General features: G+C 70.5%; 14 protein-coding genes. 10 read left to right on the top strand and 4 right to left on the bottom strand.

Going from position 1 to position 16,552, the window contains the following annotated elements; all coding sequences use genetic code 11:
* Window positions 1-315: 315 nt before the first annotated feature.
* Window positions 316-579, top strand: coding sequence for a dihydrofolate reductase family protein (locus tag VV01_RS23760; protein ID WP_197274976.1), 264 nt, complete (start codon window positions 316-318; stop codon window positions 577-579).
* 52 nt (window positions 580-631) lie between these two features.
* Here the strand turns inward: VV01_RS23760 and VV01_RS02465 are convergent, their stop codons facing one another.
* Window positions 632-1,216: an ABATE domain-containing protein gene (locus VV01_RS02465; RefSeq protein ID WP_050668501.1), complete on the bottom strand. Its 585-nt coding sequence runs from the start codon at window positions 1,214-1,216 to the stop codon at window positions 632-634.
* 47 nt (window positions 1,217-1,263) lie between these two features.
* Here VV01_RS02465 and VV01_RS02470 point away from each other — a divergent pair, with 47 nt between their 5' ends.
* Both VV01_RS02470 and VV01_RS02475 read left to right on the top strand, forming a co-directional pair.
* On the top strand, window positions 1,264-1,968 hold the full coding sequence (locus VV01_RS02470) for a metallophosphoesterase (RefSeq protein WP_050668502.1): 705 nt from the start codon (window positions 1,264-1,266) through the stop codon (window positions 1,966-1,968).
* Complete coding sequence (locus tag VV01_RS02475) at window positions 1,965-2,567, top strand: LysE family translocator (RefSeq protein ID WP_050668503.1); 603 nt, start codon at window positions 1,965-1,967, stop codon at window positions 2,565-2,567. The genes VV01_RS02470 and VV01_RS02475 overlap by 4 nt, the downstream gene beginning before the upstream one ends.
* A 101-nt stretch (window positions 2,568-2,668) precedes the next feature.
* Here VV01_RS02475 and VV01_RS02480 read toward each other — a convergent pair whose 3' ends face one another.
* Window positions 2,669-4,312 (bottom strand): DNA repair helicase XPB, encoded by a 1,644-nt coding sequence (locus VV01_RS02480; RefSeq protein ID WP_050668504.1) that lies wholly within the window; start codon window positions 4,310-4,312, stop codon window positions 2,669-2,671.
* A 99-nt stretch (window positions 4,313-4,411) separates the two neighbouring features.
* Entirely contained in the window at window positions 4,412-4,918 is a 507-nt protein-coding gene (locus VV01_RS24245; RefSeq protein WP_050668505.1) for a hypothetical protein, read from the bottom strand.
* Between the two features lie 158 nt (window positions 4,919-5,076).
* On the opposite strand from VV01_RS24245, the gene VV01_RS02490 reads away from it, so the two are divergent.
* The 3 genes from VV01_RS02490 to VV01_RS02500 are packed head-to-tail and all read left to right on the top strand — an operon-like array spanning window position 5,077 to window position 9,054.
* Entirely contained in the window at window positions 5,077-6,081 is a 1,005-nt protein-coding gene (locus VV01_RS02490; protein ID WP_050668506.1) for an IS481 family transposase, read from the top strand.
* Window positions 6,082-6,132: 51 nt separating this feature from the next.
* Window positions 6,133-7,062, top strand: a complete 930-nt coding sequence (locus tag VV01_RS02495) for a hydroxymethylglutaryl-CoA lyase (protein WP_050668507.1) — start codon at window positions 6,133-6,135, stop codon at window positions 7,060-7,062.
* 39 nt (window positions 7,063-7,101) lie between these two features.
* Window positions 7,102-9,054, top strand: a complete 1,953-nt coding sequence (locus VV01_RS02500) for a M13 family metallopeptidase (protein WP_050668508.1) — start codon at window positions 7,102-7,104, stop codon at window positions 9,052-9,054.
* 147 nt (window positions 9,055-9,201) lie between these two features.
* Here the strand turns inward: VV01_RS02500 and VV01_RS02505 are convergent, their stop codons facing one another.
* Window positions 9,202-11,415 (bottom strand): helicase-associated domain-containing protein, encoded by a 2,214-nt coding sequence (locus tag VV01_RS02505; protein WP_050668509.1) that lies wholly within the window; start codon window positions 11,413-11,415, stop codon window positions 9,202-9,204.
* A gap of 81 nt (window positions 11,416-11,496) precedes the next feature.
* On the opposite strand from VV01_RS02505, the gene VV01_RS02510 reads away from it, so the two are divergent.
* The 4 genes from VV01_RS02510 to VV01_RS24250 all read left to right on the top strand — a co-directional run bounded on the left by VV01_RS02510 (window position 11,497) and on the right by VV01_RS24250 (window position 16,545).
* Window positions 11,497-12,078, top strand: a complete 582-nt coding sequence (locus VV01_RS02510; protein ID WP_197274977.1) for an ArsR/SmtB family transcription factor — start codon at window positions 11,497-11,499, stop codon at window positions 12,076-12,078.
* A complete protein-coding gene (locus VV01_RS02515) occupies window positions 12,071-13,351 on the top strand; it encodes an MFS transporter (RefSeq protein WP_050668511.1) in 1,281 nt (426 codons plus the stop codon). The genes VV01_RS02510 and VV01_RS02515 overlap by 8 nt, the downstream gene beginning before the upstream one ends.
* 420 nt (window positions 13,352-13,771) lie before the next feature.
* Window positions 13,772-15,412, top strand: a complete 1,641-nt coding sequence (locus VV01_RS02520; protein WP_050668512.1) for an AMP-binding protein — start codon at window positions 13,772-13,774, stop codon at window positions 15,410-15,412.
* Window positions 15,413-15,474: 62 nt separating this feature from the next.
* Window positions 15,475-16,545 carry an aldose 1-epimerase family protein gene (locus tag VV01_RS24250; RefSeq protein WP_050668513.1) on the top strand — a complete coding sequence of 357 codons (1,071 nt, stop codon included), beginning with the start codon at window positions 15,475-15,477 and terminating at the stop codon, window positions 16,543-16,545.
* The last annotated feature ends 7 nt before the right edge of the window (window positions 16,546-16,552 follow it).

Genomic DNA, 16,552 nt, shown 5'->3' on the forward strand with positions numbered 1-16,552 from the left:
CGTCGGCGACATGACCACGGTCCAGTACTTCACCGCCTGCTCCCTCGACGGGTTCATCGCCGACGAACAGCACGCACTCGACTGGTTGTACGAGGTGCCGCACGCCGTCGACGACGGCTACTGGGACGCGTTCATCGTCGACGTCGGCCCGCTCGTGATGGGTGCGACGACGTACGAGCACATGCTGCGCGAGCACGACATGGTCGCTCAGCCGGGCACGTGGGCCGACTTCTACGACGACCGGCCGGCGTTCGTGCTCACCCACCGCGAGCTGCCGGCGATCCCGGGCGTCGACGTGACGTTCGTGCAGGGGACGTGGCAGCGGCGTACGACGACATCCTCGCCAAGGCGGCCGGCAGGAACGTGTGGGTGCTCGGCGGCGGTGACGTCGTCGGGCAGTTCGACGACGCGGGCCTGCTCGACGAGATCATCCTGGGCATGGCTCCGGTCACGCTGGGCGCCGGCGACCCACTGCTGCCGAGACGGATCACCTCGTCACGGCTGCGGTTCCGCAAGGCCGAGCAGATCGGCCAGCGGCTGCGGATCGTCCTGGAGGTGACGCGCGCCGCCCCTGCGTGACCTGCGCGAAAACCGTCTGTCCGGCACTCCATGCACTGCCGGACAGACGGTTTCAGTGTTGGGTGCGCGCCGCGTGACGGGCCACTCGCGCGCGGTTGCCGCACGAGTCCTTGCACCAGGCCTGTCGGCCGTGACGGATGAAGTAGCGCACGCACCGTGGTGCCTGACAGGAGCGCAACCGTTCGGCGTTCGGGCCGCAGAGGAAGTCCAGCACCGCGAGCGCGAGCATCGCCCGCACGACGGACGGCTCGTCGGTGGATCGGGTCACGCGCCGGGCCGTGACCCGATCGCCCGACAGGTCGTACTCGGTGGCGGGCGCGGCCGCGTCGACGGCGGCGGTCAGGACTGCGAGCGCCTGGTCGTCCGGGAGCAGCTCACGCGAGTCCGCCCGGCTCGGGGGCGCTGGGCGCACCGTCATCGCGAAGAGCGCGCGTGCCGCTCGACGGATCTCGCGCACCGCGTCGGGGAGGCCGGCGGCGTCCGCTGGCCGGGTGCAGTGCTCGGCGACCCACTGCCGGACGGCCTCGTCGTCGGCGAAGTCGTCGGCGACTCCACCGTGGCCGTCGTGACGGATCGTGCTGACGAGCGCGAGAGCGAGCTCGCCGTCCTCGCCTCGGGCGAGTGCGTGACGTGTCATGGAGCCCCGCTAATGGTTGATGAGGAAATACCATTAGTGTGCCACGCATGATCACGATCGCTCACCTCAGCGACCCGCACATCGGTGCATCGGACCGCAGCCTGGACCGGCTGCGGCGCACCCTCGACCTGGCGTCGACGACCTCGCCGGACCTGCTCGTCATCAGTGGAGACATCGCCGATCGCGGTCTCGTGCGTGAGTACGACGCGTTCCGCGCTGTCCTGGGACCTGCACCCGTCGTGGTCTGCCCCGGCAACCACGACCTGCCCGACGTGCTCGCCTCGACGCTCGGCCCCGAGCTGACACGCGCACGCGAGGTGGGCGGCGTACGCGTCGTACCGGTCGACGTCGTCGTGCCGGGTGAGGACCACGGCTCGTTGCGCGAGCAGGAGTGTGAGCGGGTGCGCGAGCAGAGCGAGGGCGCGGACGCCGTCCTCCTCGTGATGCATCACCATCCCGTGCCGCTGGGGCACGCGGTCGCTGACTCCATGGCGCTGACAAACCCTGACCTGCTCGACCGACTGATCGACCAGATCCCTTCTGTCGCAGCGGTTCTCGTCGGCCATGTGCACACCGCGTGGGTCAGCTCGCGTTCAGGTCGACCAGTGCTGGGTGCACCGGGGATCGCGTCAGCGCTCCGCGCCGACGACCGGGCCCGCCCGATCGCCGACGCCGCGGCCGCGCCGGGGATGGCGCTGCACGTGTTCGACGGTGCGGTCCACGTGCGCACGACGTTCCACTACGCCTGGTGACCGGCGCCGGCCTCGCGGCTGTGGTGCTCGTGCTCGTGCCGGTCGTGGTCTCGCCCGGAGCGAGCCTGACTCTGGCGCTGAACGAGCTGCTTCGCGGCGACGCCCGCGCACCCTTGCGGGTCGGCATCGGGACCGCGCTGGGAGTCGTGTTGCTGGGTGTTGTCGTTGCCGCGACGGGTGTCCCGTCGTTGATCGCACGGGACGACCGGCTGACACGGCTGCTGGCTGTGATCGGCGCGGTGGTGCTCCTGTGGCTTGCGGTCAGCGCCTGGCGTGCTGCCGGCGCCTCGCCGTCGACGTCCGGCCGTCCGACCCGCTCGGTCGTCACCTCGTCCTACCTGATGGTGGTCAGCAATCCGAAGGCACTGTCCGTCTACCTGGTCGTCGCGCCCTCGGTGCTGAGCGTGCCCACGGCCACCGGTTACCTGACCTTCGCCGCGACCCACGCGTTGCTCGTCCTGGGCTGGCTGACACTCATCGGGCGCCTGAGCGCTCGCCTGCTCGAGCGCCGAGACCTCACCGTGTGGCGTGGTCGCCTACTGCGTGCCGGCGCCGTGTGGTTGGCCGTGCTGGCGGCGGTCACGGCTGCAGGCGCGTGAGGTGCCATCACCCACCTCGCCGAGAGGCACACCGATCGCCGAGAGGCAAAACCCTGGGGTGTGCCCCTCGCTGATCGGTGTGCCTCTCGGCGAGAGCTGCGTCAGGCGAGAGTGGGCAGGTCGTCCGCGTCGACGATGCGGTAGGCGTAGCCCTGCTCGGCCAGGAACCGTTGCCGGTGCGCGGCGAAGTCGGCGTCGACGGTGTCGCGCGCGACGACGGTGTAGAAGTGCGCCGTACGCCCGTCGCCCTTCGGACGCAGCACCCGGCCGAGGCGCTGCGCCTCCTCCTGGCGTGAGCCGAACGTGCCCGACACCTGGATCGCTACCGATGCCTCGGGCAGGTCGATCGAGAAGTTGGCGACCTTGGAGACCACCAGCGTCGAGATCTCGCCGTCGCGGAACTGCTGGTAGAGCTTCTGTCGCACGGCCACCGACGTCTCGCCGGTGATGATCTCGGCGTCGAGCCGGCCGGCCAGGGTCTCGAGCTGGTCGAGGTACTGGCCGATCACGAGCGTCGGCTCGCCTCGGTGGCGCTCGACGAGCTGTTCGACGACGGAGTCCTTGGCGGTCGCGCACGACGCGAACCGGTAGCGCTCGTCGGGCTCGGTCGTGGCGTACGCCATCCGGTCGGACTCCGAGAGCGTCACGCGGACCTCGACGCAGTCGGCCGGGGCGATGTAGCCCTGCGCCTCGATGTCCTTCCACGGAGCGTCGTAGCGCTTGGGCCCGATGAGGCTGAACACGTCGGACTCGCGGCCGTCCTCACGCACGAGCGTGGCCGTCAGGCCGAGGCGCCGCCGCGCCTGCAGATCGGCGGTCATGCGGAAGATCGGCGCGGGGAGCAGGTGCACCTCGTCGTACACGACCAGACCCCAGTCGCGCGCGTCGAGCAGGTCCAGGTGGGGATAGGCGCCCTTTCGCTTGAGCGTGAGCACCTGGTAGGTCGCGATGGTGACTGGGCGGATCTCCTTGCGGGCGCCGGAGTACTCGCCGATCTCGTCCTCGGTCAGCGTGGTGCGTGCGAGTAGCTCGTCACGCCACTGCCGGGCGCTCACCGTGTTGGTGACCAGGATCAGCGTGGTCGCGCTCGCCTGCGCCATGGCGCCCGCGCCGACCAGGGTCTTGCCGGCGCCGCAGGGAAGGACGACGACGCCCGAGCCGCCGTGCCAGAACCCGTCGACCGCCTGCTGCTGGTACGGGCGCAGCGACCAGCCGTCCTGCGCCAGGTCGATCTGGTGGGCCTCACCGTCGACGTAGCCCGCGAGGTCCTCGGCCGGCCAGCCGACCTTGATGAGCTGCTGCTTGATCGCACCACGGTCGGAGTTGTGGACCACGACGGTGTGCTCGTCCAGCCGGTCGCCGACCAGGGGCTTGATCTTCTTGTGCCGCAGGATCTCCTCCAGCACGGCCTTGTCCGTGGTCACCAGCGTGAGCTGGTCGCCGTCCTTCTCCAGGCGCAGGCGGCCGTACCGGTCCATCGTGTCGGCCACGTCGACCAGCAGCGCGTGCGGCACCGGGTAGCGCGAGAAGCGGATCAGCGCGTCGACGACCTGCTCGGCGTCGTGGCCGGCGGCGCGGGCGTTCCAGAGGCCGAGCGGTGTGACCCGGTAGGTGTGGACGTGCTCGGGCGCCCGCTCCAGCTCGGCGAACGGCGCGATCGCTCGACGGGCCTCCTCGGCCTGTGGGTGATCGACCTCCAGCAGCACGGTCTTGTCGCTCTGGACGATCAACGGTCCGTCCGGCATGCACGCTCCTTGATGATGTCGACGCCAAGGAGCGTAACGGCGGGCGCGCCGGGTCTCTTCCCGGCGGCGCCCGCCGCTGCGTGTGCGCGACGCTCCGCGCTAGCCGTTGCTGACCGCGAACGCGATGCCGACGCCGATGGCGAGAGCGGCGATGCCGAACAGCACGCCGAGCACGATCCAGCCGATCTTGGTCAGGTGCGCTGCGCCGGCCGGGTCGGTCGAGGCCTTGGACGCGGCGATGATCGACATGATCAGGCTCGGGGCGCCGATGATGATGCCGTAGCACGTGAGCACGATGATCGCGGACACGACGATCAGGGCGATGGTCGATCCGGTCGGCCCGGGCGTGGGTGCCGGGACGTAGCCCGACGGTGGCAGGTTGTACGGCGCGCCGTACGGCTGGCCGCCGTAGGGAGTCTGGCCGTAGACCGGTGGTGGCTGCTGACCGTACGGCTGCTGCCCGTACGCCGGCGGCGGGGCCTGGTCGTACGGCTGCTGACCGTAGACGGGCGGGGGCGGCGGGGCCTGGCCGTACTCCGGCTGCTGGCCCAGCTCGGGCTGGTGCTGCGGGTCGTCCGGCGTCCGGTACGGGTCGTCGGTGCTCATGCGGTCCCTTCACGTCTGTGGTCGGAGCAGACTCTAGATGTTGCGGCGCATGAGGTTGGTGACACGGCCGGGTAGCTAAGGGCGGGCAGGTCCCTGCGGCGACAGGATGAAGGTGTCAAGCCGTTCATCACGTCGAGTCAGCCGAAGGAACCTGCCCTATGCCCCACAGTAAAGCCGCCCTGTCGTTCGAAGGACGTCGTCGCCTGGTGCGCCGGTGCCAGCACCGCCCGATCGCGCACGTCGCAGCGGAGGCCGCGGTCTCGCGGCAGTGCTTGTCGAAGTGGTACGCCCGGTGGCGTGAGCACGGCGACGAAGGGTTGCACGACCGGACCAGCCGGCCCCGCCGTTCCCCGACCGCCACACCGCCGCAGGTGGTGGAACAGGTCATCGCGTTGCGCAAACGCAAGTGGTCCGCGCGGCGGATCCATCTGGAGCTGAGCGCCCAGGGCGTCAGGATCGCGGTGTGCACGATCAGCCGGATCCTGGTCCGGCACGGACTGAACCGGCTGCGGCACCTGGACGTTGACGGGGAACCGTTGCGGGCGCCGGGAAAGATCACTGCCCGGTACCCCGGGCACATGACCCACCTGGACGTGAAGAAGGTCGGGCGCATCCCCGACGGCGGCGGGTGGCGGGTGCACGGTCGCGGGTCGGCCCAGGCCAAGGCCGCCGACCGGGCCAAGACCCGTGGCGCCCGCACCGGGTACACCTACCTGCACTCCGCCCTCGACGGGTTCTCCCGGCTGGCCTACACCGAAGCCCACGACGACGAGAAGGCCGTCACCGCGATCGGGTTCTTGTTCCGTGCCCGGGTGTTCTTCGCCGCGCACGGCATCACCCGCTTCACCCGGATCGTGACTGACAACGGGTCCTGCTACCGCGCCAGTGCGTTCACCCGGGCCGTGCACTCCTTCGCGGCCAAGCATCAGCGGATCAAGGCGTTCACGCCCAAGCACAACGGCAAGGTCGAGCGCTACCAGCAGACCTACACCCACGAGGTCCTCTACGCCGCCGCGTACGAGTCCGAGCAGCAGCGTCGCGACCAGCTCCAGGTGTGGCAGGTCCACTACAACTACCATCGCCCCCACACCGCCGCGGGCGATCAGCCGCCGGCCTCACGACTGCCAGCCGGCGTCACCAACCTCATGCTCAGTTACATCTAGACGGGTGGGTGCTGGCTCACGTTCCGTATCCACCGGTGCGACGATGGACCCATGAGCTTGCCGACGACGGTGTCGATGGACGGGCTGCCCGAGCGGATCACGATCTACGAGGTCGGGGCGCGCGACGGGCTGCAGAACGAGAAGGAGGTCGTGCCCACCGAGGTCAAGGCCGAGTTCGTGCGCCGGCTCCTCGCAGCCGGGCTCGAGACGGTCGAGACCACCTCCTTCGTGCCTCCGTCCTGGATCCCGCAGCTCGCCGACGCGCCCCAGCTGCTGGAGCAGCTGGGAGAGGCCGGCACCGGCGTACGACGACCGGTCCTGGTGCCCAACGAGCGCGGCCTCGACAACGCACTGGCCGCCGGTGTCGGAGCGATCGCGATCTTCGGGTCGGCGACCGAGACGTTCGCGCGCAAGAACCTCAACCGCACGGTCGAGGAGTCGGTCGCGATGTTCGCACCGGTGGTCGAGCGGGCGCGCGCGGAGGGGCTGTGGGTGCGGGCCTACGTCTCGATGTGCTTCGGCGACCCGTGGGAGGGCGAGGTGCCCGTCGAGCAGGTCGTCGACGTCAGCCGCCGCCTCATGGACCTCGGCTGCGACCAGCTCAGCATCGGCGACACGATCGGCGTCGGCACACCCGGCCACGTCGTACGCCTGCTGGATGCGTTGCAGGACAAGGGAATCGGCGTCGACCAGATCGGTGTGCACTTCCATGACACCTACGGCCAGGCACTCTCCAACACGATCACGTCGCTGCGTCAGGGCGTGACCGTCGTCGACGCCTCGACCGGCGGACTGGGTGGCTGCCCCTACGCCAAGAGCGCCACCGGCAACCTCGCCACCGAGGACCTCGTGTGGGCCTGCCGCGGCCTGGGCATCGAGACCGGCGTCGACCTCGACCAGCTCGTCGACACCAGCGTGTGGATGGCGGGGCAGCTCGGCCGACCCTCGCCGTCGGCCGTCTTACGAGCCCTCGCGGGATAGTCCGGCGCGTCCCGGGTGCCCACCGCTTACGGTGGGCGCATGACGCGTTCAGGCCTGAACCTCGACAACTTCGACCGCTCCGTACGCCCGCAGGACGACCTGTTCGGCTTCGTCAACGGTGGGTGGCGTGAGCGTACGGAGATCCCGGCCGACCGCGCGCGGTACGGCACGTTCGACCGGTTGCGCGAGGAGTCCGAGGCGGCGATGCGCGAGATCATCACCGAGGCCGCCGAGTCCGACGCCGAGCCCGGCACGCCGCGCCGCAAGGTCGGCGACCTCTACGCCTCGTTCCTCGACGAGGCCCGTGCCGACGAGCTCGGCGTCACGCCGCTGGCCGACGACCTGGCCGCCATCGACGCGGTGTCCTCGACCGCGGACGTGCTGCGCCTCGTGGGCCGGCTGCAGCGTACGGGCGTGTCCGGCTTTGTCGGGTTCTACTCGATCGCCGACGCCAAGGACCCGCAGCGCAACGTGCTCTACGTGATGCAGGACGGCATCGGGCTGCCCGACGAGTCGTACTACCGCGAGGACGAGCACGCCGAGACGCGCGAGAAGTACGTCGCCCACATGGGCCGCCTGCTCGGCCTGGCCGGTCTGGACGCCGGACTCGCCGACACGGTCATGGCGCTGGAGACGCGCCTGGCCAAGTCGCACTGGGACCGGGTCGCCTCGCGTGACGCCGTGAAGACGTACAACAAGCTGTCGCGGGCCGAGCTCGACGAGCTGACGCCCGGCGTCGACTGGGACGCCTGGCTCGACGGAGTGGGTGCGGACGCCAAGGTCCTCGACCCGGCGAACGTCGAACAGCCTTCGTACCTCACGGGATTCGCCGAGGCGCTGCGTGACGAGCCGCTCGACGCGTGGAAGGCGTGGCTGACGTGGCGGCTGGTCTCGGACCGGGCGTCGTACCTCACCGGCGCGATGGTCGAGGAGGACTTCGACTTCAACGGCCGCACGCTGTCGGGCATCCCCGAGCTGAAGGAGCGGTGGAAGCGCGGCGTCACGCTCGTCGAGTCGCTCATCGGTGAGGCGGCCGGCCAGCTGTACGTCGAGAAGCACTTCCCGCCGCGTGCGAAGGAGCGGATGGTCGAGCTGGTCGCCAATCTGCTGGAGGCGTTCAGGCGCGACTTCGAGGACGACCTGCCCTGGATGGGCGCCGAGACGCAGGAGCGGGCGCTGGACAAGCTCGCGAAGTTCACGCCCAAGATCGGCTACCCCGATGAGTGGAAGGACTACTCCGCCATCGAGATCCGCGCCGACGACCTGGTCGGCAACGTCGCGCGGGCGTCGGCGTGGGAAGTCGACCGGATGCTGCGTCGCGTGGGCGAGCCCGTCGACTCGGCCGAGTGGTTCATGACGCCGCAGACCGTCAACGCGTACTACATGCCGGTCATGAACGAGATCGTCTTCCCGGCCGCGATCCTGCAGCCACCGTTCTTCGACGTCGACGCCGACGACGCGGTCAACTACGGCGGTATCGGCGCGGTCATCGGGCACGAGGTCGGGCACGGGTTCGACGACCAGGGTTCGCGGTACGACGGTGACGGCTCGCTCACCGACTGGTGGACCGAGGACGACCGGACGGCGTTCGACGCGCTGGCTCAGAAGCTCATCGCGCAGTTCAACGAGATCGAGGGCCTGGACGCCCCGGGCAACAAGGTCAACGGCGAGCTCACGATTGGTGAGAACATCGGCGACCTCGGCGGCCTGACGATCGGCTACAAGGCTTACCAGATCGCCCAGGAGCAGACGCCGGCCGACGAGCTGGACGGGTTCACCCCGGGCCAGCGGTTCTTCCTCGGCTGGGCGCAGGTGTGGTGCGGCAAGGCGCGCGAGGCCGAGGCCAAGCGGCTGCTCACGATCGACCCGCACAGCCCGACCGACGTCCGCGCCAACATCGCCCGCAACCTGCGTGAGTTCCACGCCGAGTTCGACGTGGCCGAGGGCGACGGCATGTACCTCGCCGAGGCCGACCAGGTCCGCATCTTCTGATCCTGGCCCGACTCTCGACGAAAGCTGTCTGTCCGGCACTCCATGCACTGCCGGACAGACCGTTTTCGTGAGGGAGGTCCCGGCGAAAGTTGGCGAGCTGCACACGCATACCTGTCCAGCTCGCCAACTTCTGCCGAGAGGGTGGGGTCAGTGGGCGGGGGCGACGCCGGTGATGCGGTGTACGACGAACGCGCGCCTCGACGGTGAGCCGTCGACCGTGCCGACCGCCCGGCCGCCGTCGACCCGCTCGGGCCTGAACAGCGCCCTGCGCGTCGCGCCGGTCTCGTCGACATAGCCCATCCACACGGCGACGCGCTCGGCCGCGGCGTCCTGCAGCATCGTCACCGTCTCGGTCGGGTCGGTCTCGGGGATGCGCGGGCCTTGCTGCGTCAGGGTGCGCTCGGCCTCGCTCGCCTCACGTCGGCGCAGCGCGGTGATCAGCTGCTCGGCCGCGGCCTGGTCGACCTGCTCGACGCTGACCGGCGAGGTGGGGGTACGCCGGGCGGGCGCCCGGTGCGCATCGTGCGGCATCAGCACCAGGCCGCCGTCGGACGTCTCGGCCACCGGTGCATGGTCGTGCTCGCGGAGCAGGTCGAGCGCAGCCGACGCCGTGGCGGGGGTGACGAGCACGGTGGGCGCGATGCGGCGCAGCTGCAGCGGCGCGAGCCCGTGGTCGGCCAGCATCGCCGACAGCGCGGTCTCGTCGTCGCTGCGGACGTAGGCCCCGACTGAACCCACGCGTGCCTGACCGTGGCGGCGCGCGATGTCGCCGACGAGGTAGTCGAGAGGCTGTGGCACCGGCGTACGGCTGGAGGACGCGACCCGGTCGAGCAGCTCTGCTGCTGACAGGCCGGAGTCGAGAGCCCGACGCACGCTCGCAGCCGTGAACCTGAAAACCGTTGCGCCGCCTCGGGACTCGACGTCTGCAGCGAGGCGCATGAAGCGGGCGAGGTCGTCGTCGAGCGGGCCGGGCGCGATCGCGGTGAGGTCGGCCTGCAGCAGCACGTGGTCGACGGGAGCGGGGAGGTGCTTGGCCATCGCGGCCGAGACGTCGTCGCCGCTCACGAGCGCGCGACCCGCGGACGAGAGAGCGCCACGGCCGGTGAGTCCGAGCCAGGACGCCTCGCGCAGAACGACGTCCGCACGCGTCGGTGTGCCTTCGGGCAGTCGCAGCGGGCGCCGCCAGTGCAAGTGGGCGTCGATGTCGTGCACCTCGGGCGCGGCGCCGTCGGGAAGGTCGGCCAGGACCTGGAGCACGTCGTGCCGGCGCCCACGGATCAGCGGCCACGTCACGAGGTCGCTCAGGACGTTGACCGAGCCGGAGGCGGTGCCCTGCGCGACGACCGACGGTGCTCGGGTGGTCTGCCACCACGTCTCGGCGAGGCGCGCCCACCGGTCGGCCGTCGTGCGGATCGACCACTCGTCGTACGCCGACGTCGGCGCCCACACGGGATCCAGTGCGCCGTCCTGGGCGAAAAGCCCTGCGGCAGCAGCGATCTCGATGATGAAGGCCGCCTGATCGGAGTCGGTCTCCATCGTCTGCGTCGCAGCCTTGTGATCGCGCACTGACAGACCGCCTGAGCGCAGCACACGTGGGGGACCGGCCTCCCACGAGCGGGCGAGCTCTTCGACGCGCCAGAGCAGCTCGAGCACCTCGGCGCCCGCCGCGGCGTCGACGTCAGCGGGGGCCCGCGTCGCCGTCTCGGTGCTCGGCGGCTCGAGGCCGTGCTCGTACAGCCGACCGTCGCGCAGAGCCAGCTGGACCTCGCGGGGGAGTGCGCCGTCGGCCTGGTCGACGCGCACCATGAGGCCGGCGTCGACGAGCTCGTCGCGTGCTGCGAGCAGCGCGGGGCCGTCGAACGCGGCGCGTGGCGCGCTCCAGCGCAGGCGGTCCAGGACGCGCTGTGCGGGCTCGCTGAGGTCGCGCACAGCAGCAGCCACGTCAGCAGGAGGACGTATGCCGAGCTCGGCCGCGGGCGGCCCCAGGTGCGCTGGGTGGGTGAGGACCTCGCCGACGGCCCGCGCGGGGCGCAGCCCCTCGGCCGACTGCCACAGCAGGCCGCGCCGCCACAGGTCGTCCAGCGGTTCGCGCAGGTCGTTCTCGCTGACTCCGAGGAGGTCGGCGGTCGCCGGGCCGGAGTGCCCGGCCACGAGCACGGCCTCGAGCGCGCGCAGCAGCCGGGCGTCGACGGCCTCGAGGGCCCGCTGGGTGCTCGGGCGAGTGGCGGCACGGGCGGCGAGCGCCGACAGGTCGGCGGGCGCGGGTCGCGCCAGGTCGGGACGCAGGCGGACGAGCTCGTGCAGCTGTGCGTCGGTGCGCGCGCGCAGATCGTCTGCGTAGCTGCGTACGGGCTCGGGCACCGGATCAGCCTATGCCTTGCCGGACGATGGATGACGTGAGACAGTCGTCTCGAAACAGTTCTCTCACGTCAGGTGGACGCCATGACCAACCCGTACGGCGACATCGAGCTGGACGCCCAGGGCATGCGGGCGTTGGCCCATCCGGTGCGGCTGGCGATCCTCACGCGGCTGCAGTCCGACGGCCCGAGCACGGCCACCGCGCTGTCCGAGCACGTCGGCGCGACGCCGTCGGTCGCCAGCTGGCACCTGCGCCACCTCGCCAAGCACGGCCTGGTCCGCGACTCCGAGCAGCGGGGCAGCGGGCGCGAGCGCTGGTGGGAGGCGGCGGCGCGCGGCATCCGGTTCACCGCGACCGACGACGCGAGCCGGGCGGCGTACGACGCGCTGCGCACCACCATGGAGGCCGCCGAGGGTGACCTGGTCGGTGACTGGCAGCGCGACGTCGAGCCGCACCTCGAGCCGGAGTGGGCCGAGGTGGCCGGGCGGTCCAACACGACCGTGCTCGTCACGGCGCAGGAGGCGGCCGAGGTCGAGGGGGCGATCGAGCAGGTGCTCGCGCCGTACGTCCTGCGCAAGGACGCACCGGAGACCGCGCCCGACGGCGCGCGCGAGGTGAGGCTCCTGCGCCACGCGATGCCGCAGGGCGCGAGAAGCCATGAGTGACAACGGATCTCCGCTGTGGCGTGATCGCAGGTTCGCGACGTACTGGGCCGGTCAGGGCGTCTCCGAGCTCGGCGACCGCGTCACCGAGCTCGCGATCCCGCTCATCGCCGTGACGATGCTGCACGCGAGCCCCAGCGCGGTCGGGTTCCTCACGGCGGCGGTCTGGCTCCCCAACATCGCGTCGTTGTTCGTGGGGGCGTGGGTCGACGGGCAAGCCCGCAAGCAGCGAGTCATGGTGTGGGCCAACGTGATTCAGGGGCTGGCGATGCTGACGCTGCCGGTCGCGTACGCCTTCGGCGCGATCACGCTCACCCATCTGTTCGTGGTCGCGCTGGTCGCCGGGCTGACGAGCGTGTTCTACCAGACGTCCTACCCGACGTTCTTCGTCTCGCTCGTGCGTCGCGATCAGTACGTCGAGGCGAATTCCCTTGTCAGTACGACGCGTTCGGGCTCGTTCATCGCCGGACCTGCACTCGGTGGCCTGCTGATCCAGGTGCTGACCGCCCCGGTCGCGATCGTGGTCGACGCCCTGTCGTTCTTCGTCGGCGCACTGCTCACGCACCGGGTCGACGTGGACGAGGCCGTGCGCGAGCGCGAGACGTCCGCGGACGGTCTGCTCCGGCGTTCACGCGACGGGATGCGGTTCGTCCTGCGGCACCCTTACCTGAAGGTCTCGCTCGGCTGCTCCACCACCATCAACTTCTTCAACTTCGTCGCGAGCGCGCTGATCATCCTGTACGCCAGCCGCGGACTCGGCCTGTCCGCGGGCGTGATCGGTCTGACGTTCGGCATCGGGGCGACGGGTGGGCTGCTCGGCGTGGTGCTCGCGGGGCGGGTCGCGCGCCGCATCGGCACCGGGCCGACGATCGCCGTCGGCGCCGTGATCTTCTCCGCTCCGATGGCGTTGGTGCCCCTGGCGTCCGGCCCCGTCTGGGCCAGGGCGGCGGCGCTCGCGCTCGTGGAGTTCGTCAGCTCGGTCGGCGTCATGCTGTTCGACATCAACAACAACGCCGTCCAGTCGGCGGTCACCCCGGATCCGATGCGGAGCCGGGTGGCCGGTGCGTTCTCGACGATCAACTACGGCATCCGGCCGCTCGGGGCCGTCGTCGGCGGCCTGTGCGGTGAGCTGGTCGGGGTCGGGCCGACGATGATCGCTGCGGGCGTCGGCGGCTCGCTCTCGGTGCTGTGGCTCCTCGGCTCGCCGACCATCCGCGTCCGGTCGGTCGACGGGCTCGACGCCGTCGACGTACCCCCGCACCCGGCACCTGCGTGAGCTGTCGGGACGCCCTTGGGTCTCAGTTCGGTCTCGAACGCCGCACTCACCTGATCTGCCCAGCGCGCGACCACCAGAATCTGTGTCTGGGCGGAGGTCGTCGCGAACCGCTGTCGGCGTCACCGGTGGGGGCTGGTGCGTTGACAGCGTTCGCGAGCTGACCTGCTCGCCCTCGGCCGGGTCCACGGATGCGGCTGATCCGGTGACGTCGCGGGCGTCGTGCGGCGGTGTGGCCCAGGGACAGGCCGCGCCGCGTGCCGCCGACTCGACTCCGGTGTGGTGGCGGCGTTTCGGGGCGTCGTGAACCACGCGGGGAGTCGGTGCGACGCTCGCGTCGTTGCCGGCCATCCCCTGTCATGAGCATCCTCCGCGCGAACTAGTGTGAGCGACGACACATCGCGCACGGCAGCAGGAGGACCCATGGCCCCGCAACCCCTCCGACCGTCGTACGCCTCCGGCATCTCGGACGTACCTCTGCTCGGAGACACCATCGGCGACAACCTGGCCCGCACCGTCGCGCGTCACGGCGATCGTGAGGCTCTCGTCGACGTGCCGAGCGGCCGTCGCTGGACGTACGCCGAGCTGTTGGCCGATGTCGACGCGCTCGCCAAGGGTCTGGTCGCGCAGGGTCTCTCGAAGGGCGACCGGGTCGGGATCTGGTCTCCCAACTGCGCCGAGTGGGTGCTGCTGCAGTACGCCACCGCCCGCATCGGCGTGATCCTGGTCTGCGTCAACCCGTCGTACCGCTCGCACGAGCTGGCCTACGTCGTCAAGCAGTCGGGCATGCGCATGCTCGTGAGCGCCGTCCAGCACAAGACGTCCGACTACCGGTCCATGGTGCAGGAGGTGCGCGGCGACTGCCCCGACCTGCGCGACACCGTCTACATCGGCGAGTCGAGCTGGGACGACCTGGTCGCGGCCGGGTCGCGGACGTCCGACGACCAGCTCGTACGACGGGCCGGCGAGCTCGCGGCCGACGAGCCGGTCAACATCCAGTACACCTCGGGCACCACCGGCTTCCCCAAGGGCGCGACGCTCACGCACCACAACATCCTCAACAACGGGTTCTTCGTCGGCGAGATGGTGGGCTACTCCGAGCAGGACCGCATCTGCATCCCGGTGCCGTTCTACCACTGCTTCGGCATGGTCATGGGCAACCTCGCGGCCACCTCGCACGGCGCCTGCATGGTGATCCCGGCGCCGTCGTTCGATCCGACCGCGACGCTGAAAGCCGTTGTCTCCGAACGTTGTACGTCGCTGTACGGCGTGCCGACGATGTTCATCGCCGAGCTCGGTCTCGACGACTTCGCGTCGTACGACCTGTCGACCCTGCGCACCGGCATCATGGCCGGCTCCCCCTGCCCGGTCGAGGTGATGAAGCGCGTCGTCGCCGAGATGAACATGGCCGAGGTGGCCATCTGCTACGGCATGACCGAGACCTCGCCGGTGTCGACCATGACGCGCGTCGACGACGACCTGGCCCGGCGTACCGAGACGGTCGGAAGGGTCATGCCGCACCTGGAGGTCAAGGTGGTCGACCCCGTGACCGGTCGGCCGGTGCCGCGCGGTGAGACGGGCGAGCTGTGCACCCGCGGCTACTCGGTGATGCTCGGCTACTGGGAGCAGCCGGACAAGACCGACGAGGCCATCGACACCGCCCGCTGGATGCACACCGGCGACCTCGCCACCATGGACGACGACGGCTACCTCAACGTCGTCGGTCGCATCAAGGACCTCGTCATCCGCGGCGGCGAGAACGTCTACCCGCGCGAGGTCGAGGAGTTCCTCTACACCCACCCGGCGATCGCGGACGTGCAGGTGATCGGGGTGCCCGACGAGAAGTACGGCGAAGAGCTGATGGCCTGGGTGGTGATGCGGCCCGATCAGGAGCCGCTGACGACCGAGGCAGTGCGGGAGTTCGCGACAGGCAAGCTCGCGCACTACAAGATCCCGCGCTACGTGCACGTCACCGAGGAGTTCCCGATGACGGTGACGGGCAAGGTCCGCAAGGTCGAGATGCGCGAGCGCTCCGTCGACATCCTGGCAGCGACGAGCGACTAGGCGAAGGGCCTCGGGCGGCCGTCGGGTCGAGGTCGAGCGGCCTGAAGCCATAGCGTGAGCCCGTGACTCTTCCCAGCGGTGAGCAGTGGTCGATCCGGCACGGCGACCAGGAGGCGGTGGTCGTCCAGGTCGGCGGCGGCATCCGGTCCTACACGGTCGGTGGCCGACCCGTGCTGCACGGCTACGCAGAGGACGCGAAGGCCGATGCCGGGCGTGGTCAGCTGCTGATGCCGTGGCCCAACCGCGTCCGCGACGGGAAGTTCTCGTTCGAGGGGCGTGACGAGCAGCTCGCCCTGTCCGAGCCCTCCCGCTTCAACGCCTCCCACGGCCTCGTCCGGTGGTCGTTGTGGTCGCTCGTCGAGCAGTCGGAGAACGCGCTCACGGTCGCGTACTCGCTTCTGCCACAACAAGGTTGGGACTGGCGGCTCGACCTGCGCGTGCGGTACGAGCTCGACGACGACGGCCTCACAGTGACACCGTCGGCCACCAACGTCGGTACGACGGTCGCGCCCTTCGGGTTCGGCGCGCACCCCTACCTGACGGCCGGTGAGGAGACCGTCGACGAGCTCACGCTGAGCCTGCCGGGCTCGACCGTGCTCGACGTGGACGAGCGATTGATCCCGACCGGGCGGTCCGGCGTACCGCGCGACCTGGACTTCCGTGAGGCGCGCGCGATCGGGGCCACTCAGCTCGACCACGCGTTCACGGATCTGGAGGCGGAGCCCTTGGTCTCGATACGGCCCTCCGCTAGCGCTCCGGGCCTACTCGACCAGCGGGAGGGCGCACTCGACCGGCGGGAGGGCGTACTCGACCGGCGGGAGGGCCTACTCGACCAGCGGGAGGGCGCACTCGACCAGCGGGAGGGCGCACTCGACCGGCGGGTGTGGCTCGTGTCGGTGAGCAGGGGAGAGGTGAGCACGACCCTGTGGGGTGACGCGTCGGCGTACCCGTTCGTGCAGGTGTTCACCGGCGACTCGCTGCCCCGCGACAAGGCCCGGCGCACGGGTGTCGCGGTCGAGCCGATGACCTGCCCGGCGAACGCGCTCGCGACCGGTGACTCGCTCGTACGCATCGAGCCCGGTGACACGTGGAGCGCTCCCTGGGGAGTTCGTCCGTCCAGGGTGCCTTCGTAGACTCGCG

Source organism: Luteipulveratus halotolerans, from assembly GCF_001247745.1.
Taxonomy (GTDB): Bacteria; Actinomycetota; Actinomycetes; order Actinomycetales; family Dermatophilaceae; genus Luteipulveratus; species Luteipulveratus halotolerans.